The 12,179-nt window shown below is 60.3% G+C and carries 9 protein-coding genes; 2 read left to right on the forward strand and 7 right to left on the reverse strand.

Annotated elements, in window-relative coordinates:
- Positions 1–98: 98 nt before the first annotated feature.
- From C2E19_RS19745 to leuC, 6 genes are all read right to left on the reverse strand, one after another.
- Positions 99–1,109 (reverse strand): aspartate-semialdehyde dehydrogenase, encoded by a 1,011-nt coding sequence (locus tag C2E19_RS19745; protein WP_129394713.1) that lies wholly within the window; start codon positions 1,107–1,109, stop codon positions 99–101.
- 250 nt (positions 1,110–1,359) lie between these two features.
- A complete protein-coding gene (gene asd, locus C2E19_RS19750) occupies positions 1,360–2,472 on the reverse strand; it encodes an aspartate-semialdehyde dehydrogenase (RefSeq protein WP_129394714.1) in 1,113 nt (370 codons plus the stop codon).
- Between the two features lie 66 nt (positions 2,473–2,538).
- Entirely contained in the window at positions 2,539–3,621 is a 1,083-nt protein-coding gene (leuB, locus tag C2E19_RS19755) for a 3-isopropylmalate dehydrogenase (RefSeq protein WP_129394715.1), read from the reverse strand.
- A 54-nt stretch (positions 3,622–3,675) separates the two neighbouring features.
- Complete coding sequence (locus C2E19_RS19760; protein ID WP_129394716.1) at positions 3,676–4,443, reverse strand: class I SAM-dependent methyltransferase; 768 nt, start codon at positions 4,441–4,443, stop codon at positions 3,676–3,678.
- A gap of 136 nt (positions 4,444–4,579) precedes the next feature.
- A complete protein-coding gene (gene leuD / locus C2E19_RS19765) occupies positions 4,580–5,224 on the reverse strand; it encodes a 3-isopropylmalate dehydratase small subunit (protein ID WP_007913445.1) in 645 nt (214 codons plus the stop codon).
- A 10-nt stretch (positions 5,225–5,234) separates the two neighbouring features.
- Positions 5,235–6,653 (reverse strand): 3-isopropylmalate dehydratase large subunit, encoded by a 1,419-nt coding sequence (gene leuC / locus C2E19_RS19770; protein WP_129394717.1) that lies wholly within the window; start codon positions 6,651–6,653, stop codon positions 5,235–5,237.
- 140 nt (positions 6,654–6,793) lie between these two features.
- Between leuC and C2E19_RS19775 the strand changes: the two genes are divergently transcribed.
- A complete protein-coding gene (locus C2E19_RS19775; protein ID WP_064389123.1) occupies positions 6,794–7,678 on the forward strand; it encodes a LysR family transcriptional regulator in 885 nt (294 codons plus the stop codon).
- A 74-nt stretch (positions 7,679–7,752) separates the two neighbouring features.
- Positions 7,753–11,031, forward strand: a complete 3,279-nt coding sequence (locus tag C2E19_RS19780; protein WP_129394718.1) for a PAS domain S-box protein — start codon at positions 7,753–7,755, stop codon at positions 11,029–11,031.
- Between the two features lie 58 nt (positions 11,032–11,089).
- On the opposite strand, the gene C2E19_RS19785 is transcribed toward C2E19_RS19780, so the two are convergent.
- A complete protein-coding gene (locus tag C2E19_RS19785; RefSeq protein ID WP_129394719.1) occupies positions 11,090–12,049 on the reverse strand; it encodes a tRNA-dihydrouridine synthase in 960 nt (319 codons plus the stop codon).
- Between the last annotated feature and the right edge of the window lie 130 nt (positions 12,050–12,179).

The following is a 12,179-nucleotide window of genomic DNA, read 5'->3' on the forward strand; positions in this document are numbered from 1 at the left end:
ATGCCCCGGAAAGTCCCGGAGGGTGACACGTTATCAAGCGCTCCGGGCAAGCATAGCGCTCACCTAGAATCAGTCGACAAATTGTTGCCAAGTATCTTTTACAGCAGGTCTTTTATCAACAATTCAGCCACCTGCACAGCGTTAAGGGCTGCACCTTTGCGTACGTTATCTGACGTCAGCCACAGATTAAGTTCCGCCGGGTCGTCGACGCCACTGCGCACGCGCCCGACGTAGACAACATCCTGACCCACTGCGTCACCGACCGCAGTCGGATAATCACCGGCCTCGACCAGCTCGATACCCGGCGCATCTTCGAGTGCGGCGTTGACCTTTACCAGGTCGACAGCCTGCGTTGACTGCAAGGTCACGCTAAAGCTATCGCCAAAAAACACCGGGGCTTGAACGCAAGTTGCGGAAATCTTTAATGAAGGCAGCGCCAACACCTGGCGCAACTCGCGCACCAGACGTTTTTCCAGCAGCGTGTGGCCCTGCGCGTCAGGCGTACCGACCTGTGCCAGCACGTTGAAAGCCATCTGCCGATCGAAGAAGGTCGGCTCCAGCGGGCGCATGTTCAGCAACTCGGCGGTTTGCCGCGCGAGTTCGGTAACGGCTTCGCGGCCCTGAGCGGAAACGGCCAGATTGGCGGTGACATGCACCGATTGCAGGTCGAGCAGATCAAGCAGCGGCGCCAGCACCACGGCGAGCGAAGTGGCCGACGGGCTTGGGCTGCTGACCTGGAACGGCGCCTTCAAACCGGCGAGCCGGGCGGCATTGGCCTCCGGAACGATTTGTGGCGCCTGATCGGCCGGCAACGCGCCGGACAGGTCGATCAGCGAGCAACCGGCAGCCTGCACGCGGGCGGCATAGCTCAGAGTGATCGCCGGGCCGGCGGCGAAGAACACCAGTTTGACCTTGCTGAAATCGAACTCGTCGACTTCGCGAACGCGCACGTTCTTGTTGCGGAACAGCAGCGAACTGCCGGCGGATTCGCTGCTCGCCAGCAGGTGCAGATTGCTGACCGGAAAGTCGCGCTCTTCGAGAATCTGTACGAGGGTTTCGCCGACAGTACCGGTGGCGCCGATTACGGCAATATCTAGGGTCTGGGTCATGGTGCGAGCCTCTGGCGAAACGGGGGGAGCGGCACTTTACCGGGTGACCGCCGCACAGGCAATTTCTGCCGGGATTTGCGGCGACAGTACCGGCCTCTTCGCGAGCAGGCTCGCTCCCACATTTGAAATGCATTCCCCCTGTGGGAGCGAGCCTGCTCGCGAAGGGGCCACACCAGGCAACCGAGAAATCCAAGGCATAAAAAAACCCGCACCTCTTTCAAGGCGCGGGTTCTTTCATTGCATCAAACGATCAACGCTCAAGCAAAATCCGCAGCATGCGACGCAGCGGCTCGGCCGCGCCCCACAGCAGCTGGTCGCCAACAGTGAACGCGCCGAGGAACTGCGAGCCCATGTTCAGTTTGCGCAGACGACCGACCGGAACATTCAGGGTGCCGGTGACCTTGGTCGGGCTCAGCTCCTGCATGCTGATATCGCGCTGGTTCGGCACCAGTTTGACCCAAGGGTTGTGCTGGCTGATCAGCCCTTCGATGTCGGCGATCGGCACGTCTTTGTTCAACTTGATGGTCAGCGCCTGGCTGTGGCAACGCATGGCACCGATGCGCACGCAGATGCCGTCGACCGGGATCGGGCTCTTGAAGCGACCGAGGATCTTGTTGGTCTCGGCCTGGGCCTTCCACTCTTCGCGGCTCTGGCCGTTCGGCAGTTCCTTGTCGATCCACGGGATCAGGCTGCCGGCCAACGGTACGCCGAAGTTTTCGGTCGGGTACGCGTCGCTGCGCATGGCGTCGGCCACGCGACGGTCGATGTCGAGGATCGCGCTGGCCGGATCGGCCAGTTGATCGGCGACAGCGGCGTGGGTCGCGCCCATTTGCTTGATCAGTTCACGCATGTTCTGCGCGCCGGCACCGGAGGCCGCCTGATAGGTCATGGCGCTCATCCACTCGACCAGACCCGCTTCGAACAGGCCGCCCAGGCCCATCAGCATCAGGCTGACGGTGCAGTTGCCGCCGATGTAGTTCTTGGTGCCCGCGTCGAGCTGCTGGTCGATAACCTTGCGGTTGACCGGATCGAGAATGATCACTGCGTCATCGTTCATGCGCAGGCTCGAGGCCGCGTCGATCCAGTAACCCTGCCAGCCGGCTTCGCGCAGCTTCGGGAACACTTCGCTGGTGTAGTCGCCGCCCTGGCAGGTCAGAATCACGTCGAGGGTCTTCAGCTCGTCAATGCTGTAAGCATCCTTGAGCGGAGCAATGTCCTTGCCCACGGACGGGCCTTGGCCACCGACATTGGAAGTGGTGAAAAACACCGGCTCGATTAGATCGAAATCCTGCTCTTCCAGCATCCGCTGCATGAGCACGGAACCGACCATCCCGCGCCAACCGATCAGACCTACACGTTTCATCGCAACTACACCTTCTTGAAAAGTGGGCCGCTGCTTTGTATTGAATTTCGCAGCGGGCCCGAGAGATTACAGATTCCGCAGCGCGGCGACTACTGCGTCGCCCATTTCCTGCGTACCGACTTTGGTGCAACCGGCCGAATAGATATCACCGGTGCGCAGACCTTGATCGAGCACGACGCTGACGGCTTTTTCGATGGCATCGGCGGCGTCCTGCAGATTGAAGCTGTAACGCAGCATCATCGATACCGACAGAATGGTCGCCAACGGGTTGGCGATGCCTTTACCGGCGATGTCCGGCGCCGAACCGTGGCAAGGCTCGTACATGCCCTTGTTGTTGGTGTCCAGCGAGGCCGACGGCAGCATGCCGATGGAACCGGTGAGCATCGACGCCTGGTCGGACAGAATGTCGCCGAACATATTGTCGGTGACGATCACGTCGAACTGCTTCGGTGCGCGCACCAACTGCATGGCGGCGTTGTCGACGTACATGTGGCTCAGTTCGACCTGCGGGTAATCCTTGGCCACTTCTTCAACGATTTCACGCCACAGTTGGCTGGACGCCAGCACGTTGGCCTTATCCACCGAGCAGAGCTTCTTGCCACGCACCATGGCCATGTCGAAACCGACGCGAGCGATGCGGCGGATTTCGCTTTCGCTGTACGGCAGCGTGTCGTAGGACTGACGTTCGCCGTTCTCCAGGGTGCGGGTGCCGCGCGGTGCGCCGAAGTAGATGCCACCGGTCAGCTCACGGACGATCAGGATATCCAGACCGGCAACGATTTCTGGCTTCAGGCTCGAAGCCTCGGCCAGTTGCGGGTACAGAATCGCCGGACGCAGGTTGCCGAACAGGCCCAGTTGCGCACGGATTTTCAGCAGGCCGCGCTCAGGGCGGATGTCACGTTCGATGGTGTCCCATTTCGGACCACCGACGGCGCCCAGCAGCACGGCGTCGGCAGCACGGGCGCGGTCGAGGGTTTCGTCGGCCAGCGGCACGCCGTGCTTGTCGATGGCAGCGCCACCGATCAGGTCATGGCTCAGCTCGAAACCCAGGCTGTACTTGTCGTTGGCGAGCTCCAGCACCTTGACCGCTTCGGCCATGATTTCCGGACCAATACCGTCACCTGGGAGAATCAGAATCTGCTTGCTCATGCTTTCCTCGTGTCTTCAGTCGGTGCGCCATCTTAGGCGCGCCCGGAAAAATTCTTAGCGCTCAGCCATCAGTACGATCACATCTGTACTGAACGAGCCGTCGGCATCAATCTCAAAATATTCGCGCACTTCGTTGCCCATCGACTGCTGCAACTGACGGATCGCCGCGCGCATCACTTCGGGTGTGCGCATGCGTTCAACCCAGCTTGTGTATTCCAGACGCAGGCGCTGGCGCGTGGTACTGCGCACATGCAAACCGGCCTCGCTGACCTGACGCAACCATTCAGCGCCTGAATAATCGCGCACATGGCTGGTATCGCGCAGCACTTCGACGCTTTGCAGGTAAGTGTCGAACAACGGACTGCCCGGTGACAACACATCAACGAACGCCGCCACACCGCCCGGCTTCAGCACCCGGCGCACTTCGCGCAGGGCCACGCCGAGATCGCTCCAGTGATGCGCCGAATAACGGCTGAACACGAAGTCGAACTCGCCATCGGCAAACGGCAGACGCTCGGCGGCGCCGTTGACCGTGGCGATGTTGCTGATGTTGCGATTAACGGCAGCGGCGGCAACCACATCGAGCATTTGCTGCGACAGGTCGTAAGCGACCACTTCCTTGACCAGCGGTGCGACGTGGAAACTGACGTGACCGGCGCCGCAACCCAGATCCAGCACCCGAGCCTCGCCCTGCCCGGCCAGCTCAGCCTGTAGCAGCGCGAATTCGGTGCCTTGAGCGTGAACGGCGCTGCTCAGGTAGGCGGCGGCCTGTTCACCGAATTGCTTTTGTACGACCTGGGTGTGTTGGGCGGTGCTGGTCATGGTCACATCCTGATATTTGTGCTGTTTGGGCTGCCGCCTTCGCGAGCAGGCTCGCTCCCACCTTGGAATGCATTCCCATGTGGGAGCGAGCCTGCTCGCGAAGGGGCCGGCCCTGACTACATCAATCTCGAATCAATCACGCGTCGCGGAACAACCACGGCTGGCTAACCCGATGCTTGGCCTCAAACGTCGCAATCGCATCACCGTCCTGCAAGGTCAAACCGATATCGTCCAGACCGTTCAACAGGCAATGCTTGCGAAACGCATCGATCTCAAAGCTGTAAACCTTGCCATCCGGACGCGTCACGGTCTGCGCTTGCAGATCGACCTGCAATTGATAGCCCGGCTCGGCCTCGACCTGCTTGAACAACTCATCGACTTCCGCGTCGCTCAAGATGATCGGCAGCAAACCGTTCTTGAAGCTGTTGTTGAAGAAGATATCGGCGTAGCTCGGCGCGATGATGCTGCGGAAACCGTATTCTTCCAGCGCCCACGGCGCGTGTTCACGGCTGGAGCCGCAACCGAAGTTCTCGCGAGCCAGCAACACGCTGGCGCCTTGATAACGCTCGGCGTTGAGGACGAAGTCCTTGTTCAGCGGGCGCTTGGAATTGTCCTGATACGGCTGGCCGACATCGAGGTAACGCCACTCGTCGAACAGGTTCGGGCCGAAACCGGTGCGCTTGATCGACTTCAAAAACTGTTTCGGAATGATCTGATCGGTGTCGACGTTGGCACGATCCAAAGGCGCGACAAGACCAGTGTGCTGAGTAAAAGCTTTCATGCTGCGCTCCTTAAATCAATTCGCGAACGTCGATGAAACGACCGTTCACCGCTGCCGCCGCCGCCATGGCCGGGCTGACGAGGTGGGTACGGCCACCGGCGCCCTGACGGCCTTCGAAGTTACGGTTGGACGTCGAGGCGCAATGTTCGCCGGACTCCAAACGGTCCGGGTTCATCGCCAGGCACATCGAGCAACCCGGCTCACGCCATTCGAAACCGGCCTCGAGGAAAATCTTGTCGAGACCTTCGGCCTCGGCCTGAGCCTTGACCAGACCCGAGCCCGGCACCACGATCGCTTGCTTGATGGTCGAAGCGACTTTACGGCCCTTGGCAATGACTGCCGCAGCGCGCAAATCCTCGATCCGCGAGTTGGTGCAGGAACCGATGAACACGCGATCCAGCTGAATGTCGGTGATCGCCTGATTGGCAGTCAAACCCATGTATTTCAGGGCACGGACGATCGAGTCGCGCTTGACCAGATCCATTTCTTTCGCTGGATCCGGCACGTTTTGGTCAACGGCCAAGACCATCTCGGGCGAAGTGCCCCAACTGACTTGTGGCTTGATCTGCGCAGCGTCGAGTTCAACCACGGTGTCGAACTTGGCGTCGTCGTCGGTCACCAGGTCTTTCCAGGCTTCGACGGCCATGTCCCATTCCGCGCCTTTCGGTGCAAACGGACGGCCTTTCACGTAATCGACGGTCTTCTGGTCCGCTGCCACCAAGCCAACGCGGGCGCCGGCTTCGATGGACATGTTGCAGATGGTCATGCGGCCTTCAACGGACAAGTCGCGGATCGCACTGCCAGCGAATTCGATGGCATGGCCGTTACCGCCGGCGGTGCCGATCTTGCCGATCACCGCGAGGACGATGTCCTTGGCGGTCACGCCGAACGGCAATTGCCCTTCAACGCGCACCAGCATGTTTTTCATTTTCTTCGCGACCAGGCACTGGGTAGCGAGCACGTGCTCGACCTCGGAAGTGCCGATACCGTGGGCCAACGCGCCAAACGCGCCGTGGGTCGAGGTGTGCGAGTCGCCGCAGACCACGGTCATGCCCGGCAAGGTCGCGCCCTGCTCCGGACTGATCACGTGGACGATGCCTTGGCGCACGTCGTTCATCTTGAACTCGACGATGCCGTATTCATCGCAGTTGTCGTCGAGGGTCTGAACCTGCAAACGCGAGACCTGATCGGCAATCGCTGCGATGCCGCCCTTGCGCTCTGGGGTGGTCGGTACGTTGTGGTCCGGAGTCGCGATGTTGGCATCGATGCGCCAAGGCTTGCGCCCGGCCAGACGCAGGCCTTCGAAGGCTTGCGGCGAGGTCACTTCGTGAATGATGTGACGATCGATGTAGATCAGCGCCGAGCCATCGTCGCGCTGCTTGACCAAATGCGAATCCCAGAGCTTGTCGTAGAGCGTTTTGCCGGCCATCAGACGGTTCCTCATCAGCTTGTTTCTATGCCCTGGGCTTTTCAATAACCCTTTGGCTTGTGAGGCCGATCCTATGGGGTTAGATTAAATAACTCAAATTCATATTTTTTATGCTTTGGATAACCAACTGGAATACGAACATGGATCTGGCCAACCTCAACGCTTTTATCGCGATTGCCGAGACCGGCAGCTTCTCCAATGCCGGCGAACGCTTGCACCTGACACAGCCGGCAATCAGCAAGCGCATCGCCGGGCTGGAACAACAATTGAAGGTAAGGCTGTTCGACAGGCTCGGCCGTGAAGTCGGTCTGACCGAGGCCGGCCGCGCCCTGCTGCCACGGGCGTATCAGATTCTCAACGTGCTCGACGACACCCGCCGCGCGCTGACCAACCTGACCGGTGAAGTCAGCGGTCGCCTGACCCTGGCCACCAGTCACCACATCGGTTTGCACCGTTTGCCGCCGCTGTTAAGGGAGTTCACCCGCCGTTACCCACAGGTCGCGCTGGATATTCAGTTCCTCGATTCGGAAGTGGCCTACGAGGAAATTCTCCATGGCCGCGCTGAACTGGCGGTCATTACCCTCGCGCCGGAACCTCACGCGCTGGTCAAAGCCACGCCGGTGTGGGATGACCCGCTGGATTTCGTGGTCGCCCCGGAACATTCGCTGATCAATAACGGCGCCGTCAGTCTGGCCGACATTGCCGGTCATCCGGCGGTTTTCCCCGGCGGCAACACCTTCACCCACCATATTGTCCAACGCTTGTTCGAAGCTCAGGGGCTGACGCCCAACATCGCCATGAGCACCAACTATCTGGAAACCATCAAGATGATGGTCTCGATCGGCCTCGCCTGGAGCGTTTTGCCGCGCACCATGCTCGACGATCAAGTGGCGAGCATCGTATTGCCGGGCATACAGCTCAGTCGCCAGCTAGGCTATATCTTGCACACTGAACGGACGCTATCGAATGCGGCAAGAGCGTTTATGGCCTTGCTGGATGCACAAATCGATCTGCCAGGGACTTAAGGCCAACTTGTGCTACTCCTATAGAGCCGCTGCCCCTGTGCCTAATGCCACCATCAGCTCAAGGCCTGTTAACGATGCCGAAATCTGTTGACCGAATTCCGCCGATGCCGCGTATTCAGGCCATTGACCCGCGACGATCCGAGCAGAGCTGGGAGAGTGCGCCGCAATTGCTCGCCGCGCTCAACGGCGCGCGGCTCGGCGCCTGGTATTGGGACATTGAGCGCGGGCAGATCAGTTGGTCACGGGGCACCCAGGCCTTGTTCGGCTTCGATCCGCGCCAACCGTTGCCCGAAGACCTCGAATACCTCGACCTGTTGCCGCCGGAAGACCGCGCAAAAACCGTCCGCGCCTTCCACGCCGTTATCGCCGGCGCCCCGCTGGAACAGGCGATGCACCATCGCATTCGCTGGCCGGATGGCAGCCTGCACTGGCTGGAGATCAATGGCAGCCTGTTACCCGACAAGAACGGCCGCCCCCGAATGATCGGGGTGATTCGTGAAATCACCCACCAGCGTCAGCGCGAGCAAGCCCTGAGCAGCTCGGAGAAACGTTTCGCCACACTGTTTCACCTGTGCCCGAACATGGTTCTGCTGACCCGTCAGGAAGACGGCCTGATCAGCGAAGCCAACCAGTATTTTGAAAGCCTCTTCGGCTGGCCGGTGCAGAGCGCGATTGGCCGCACCACGCTGGAACTGGGGCTGTGGGTGCACCCGGAGCAACGCGCCGAACTGGTCAAGAAAACCAAGGCCAAGGGTGAACTGATCAGCATGGAGGTGCAGTTTCGCGCCAGCAACGGGCAGATTCACGACGGCATTCTCAGCGCACAGAAAGTCGAGCTCGAAGGTCAGCCGTATCTGCTCAGCACCTTCCTCGACACCACCGAACGCAAAGCCGCCGAACATGCATTGAAGGACAGCCAGGAACGTCTCGATCTGGCGCTGGACTCGGCGCAACTCGGCACGTGGGACTGGCATATTCCCAGCGGCATGCTCTACGGCTCGGCGCGGGCCGCGCAATTGCACGGGCTGGAGCCAAAACCGTTCCACGAGTCGTTCGACGAGTTTTTCGAAGGCGTGCCCGGCGAAGAGCGCGACAGCATGCGCGACGCCTACCGCAGCCTGCGCGAAGGCCCGGCAGGCAATTATCAACTGACCTATCGCGTGCAACTGCCGGACGGCAGCTCACGTTATCTGGAAAGCCGCGCCCGCCTCTACCGCGATGAAAGCGGCGCACCGTTGCGCATGGCCGGCACGCTGCTCGACATCACCGACCAGGTCGAGCGCGAACAACGCCTGGTGGCCTCGGAAGAAAAATTCGCCACGCTGTTCCAGGTCAGTCCCGATCCGATTTGCGTCACACGCCAGGACAGCGGCGAATTCATCGAGATCAATTCCAGTTTCAGCCAGACCTTCGGCTGGAGCGCTGCCGACGTCATCGGCCACACCGCCGAAGAAATCGGCCTGTGGGACGCCTCGGCGAAAAGCCTGCAACGCATCGAACGGGTGATCCGCGAACAGGGCTTGAGCAACGTTGCGATCATCGTCCAGCACAAGGACGGCCAATCGCTGACCTGTGTGATTTCCAGTCGGCAGATCAGCGTCGGCGACCAGCCGTGTATCGTCACCACGCTGCGCGACATCACCCAGCAACAACGCTCGGAAGCGGCGCTGAAGGCCAGCGAAGAGAAATTCGCCAAGGCGTTTCACTCCAGCCCCGACGCGATCACCATCACCGAGCGCGACACCGGCCGATATCTTGAGGTCAACGACGGCTTCTGCCGCCTCACTGGCTATCGCGCTGAAGATGTCGTCGGCAAAACGGTTTATCAGGTAGGTATCTGGGCCGAAGAGAAACAGCGTTCGGCGTTACTCGCCGAGTTGCAGATCAAGGGCCGCGTGCATCATCAGGAAATGCTCGGGCGCAACAAACGCGGTGAACTGCTGACCGTGGAAGTCTCTGTCGAGCCGATCACCCTCAATGAAACCGCCTGCCTGCTCCTGACCGCCCGCGACGTCAGCCTGCTGAAAAACGCCGAAGCGCAGATCCGTCACTTGGCGTACCACGACCCGCTGACCAACTTGCCCAATCGCGCCCTGCTGATGGATCGCCTGAGCCAGCAGATCGCCTTGCTCAAGCGCCACAACCTGCGCGGCGCGTTGCTGTTTCTCGACCTCGATCACTTCAAGCACATCAACGATTCGCTCGGCCATCCGGTCGGCGACACGGTGCTGAAGATCATCACCGCGCGGCTCGAAGCCAGCGTGCGCATGGAAGACACGGTCGCGCGCCTCGGCGGCGATGAATTCGTGGTGCTGCTCAGTGGCCTCGAAGGTTCGCGCAACGAAGTCAGCGCGCAAGTCCGCTCGCTGGCCGACACCCTGCGTGAATTGCTCTCGGAGCCGATGTTCCTCGACGGCCAGCGCCTGCAAGTGACGCCGAGCATCGGCGTGGCACTGATTCCCGACCACGGCTCGACCCCGACCGACCTGCTCAAACGCGCCGACATTGCCCTGTACCGGGCCAAAGACTCCGGGCGCAACACCACGCAGATGTACCACAACACCATGCAGAAGGCCGCCAGCGAACGGCTGCGCATGGAGACCGACTTGCGCCTGGCGTTGTCACGCGGCGAATTCAATGTGCACTTCCAGCCGCAGATCGACGCGCGGGATAACCGCATCATCGGCGCCGAAGCGCTGGTGCGCTGGAATCACCCGGAACTTGGCGCGCAATCGCCTACCGAGTTCATCAAAGTGCTGGAAGACAGCGGGCTGATTCTTGAAGTCGGCACATGGATCCTTGATGAAGCCTGCGAAGCGTTCAAGCAACTGATCGCTCTGAAACTGGTCGATCCGTTCAACTTCAGCCTGTGCGTCAACATCAGCCCACGGCAGTTCCGCCAGAACGACTTCGTCGAACGCATCGAACACAGCATGACCAGCCACGGCCTGCCCTGCTCGCTGCTGAAACTGGAAATCACCGAAGGCATCGTCATCCAGAACCTCGAAGACACCATCAGCAAAATGCGTCGTTTGAAAAAGCTTGGCGTGAGTTTCGCCATGGACGATTTCGGCACCGGTTACTCATCGCTGACCTACCTCAAGCGCCTGCCAGTGGACACGCTGAAAATCGATCAGTCGTTTATTCGCGATGCGACGACTGATCCGAACGATGCCGAAATCATCCGCGCCATCGTTGCCATGGCGCGCAGTCTTGAACTGGAGGTGATTGCCGAAGGTGTGGAAACGCCGGAGCAACTGGCGTTCCTGCAAGGTTTGGGCTGCCATTTGTATCAGGGTTATCTGCACAGTCGACCGATGGCACTCGAAGATCTGAAATTGATGCTGGAATAGCGAGCATAAAAAAGGACGCCATTGGCGTCCTTTCTTTGCAGCGGATTTACAGATTTTTTCAGGCCGCTTCAGCGACCGTTAGACCGAGCAAGCGCGAGACATGATCGGGTTCGGTTTCACGGCGCAACACCGTGAACAGCTCGGTCGCTTCGGGATAATTGCGCGTCAGCATCGCCAGCCATTGCTTCAAACGGCCCGGCGATTGCCGCGCGGTCATCTGCGCCTTGGCTTGCAGCCAGAAGTCCTGAATCAACGGCATCAGCTCGGCCCAGCTCATCTCAATGACTTCTTCGCCGGCGCGGGCAGCGGCAATTTGCTTGGCCAGATCCGGGCGCGACACCAGTCCGCGACCGAGCATGATGTCTTCGACACCGCTGATTTCGCGGCAACGGCGCCAGTCTTCGACGCTCCAGATATCGCCGTTGGCGAACACCGGGACTTTGACCACGTCTTGTACGCGCGGAATCCACTCCCAATGTGCGGGCGGTTTGTAGCCGTCCATTTTCGTACGGGCGTGAACCACGATGTGTTCGGCGCCGCCTTCGGCCAACGCCGTAGCGCAGACCAGCGAGCCATCCGGGCTGTCGAAACCGAGGCGCATCTTCGCGGTGACCGGAATGTGCGCCGGTACTGCGCGACGCACGTGCTCGACGATCTGGTTGAGCAGTTCAGGCTCCTTGAGCAGCACCGCCCCGCCACGGGATTTGTTCACGGTCTTGGCCGGGCAACCGAAGTTGAGGTCGATCACTTCAGAGCCGAGTTCGCAGGCCAGTGCCGCGTTTTCCGCCAGACAGACCGGGTCGGAACCGAGCAATTGCACGCGCAATGGCACACCGGATGCGGTACGGGCGCCGTTGAGCAACTCCGGACCGAACTTGTGGAAATAGGCCGGCGTGAGCAACTGGTCGTTGACCCGAATGAATTCGGTCACGCACCAGTCGATGCCGCCAACGCGGGTCAGCACGTCGCGGAGGATGTCGTCGACCAACCCCTCCATGGGTGCCAGAGCAATTTGCATGGGGAAACACTACTTGAAGAAAAAACGTGCCGCAGTTTACTGGATTGCAGCCACAAAGCGGTAACCCCTGTAGGAGCTGCCGCAGGCTGCGATCTTTTGATGTTGTTTTTTAAAGATCAAGATCAAAAGA

The sequence above is a fragment of the Pseudomonas sp. DTU12.3 genome, from assembly GCF_004124275.1.
Classification (GTDB): Bacteria; Pseudomonadota; Gammaproteobacteria; order Pseudomonadales; family Pseudomonadaceae; genus Aquipseudomonas; species Aquipseudomonas helmanticensis.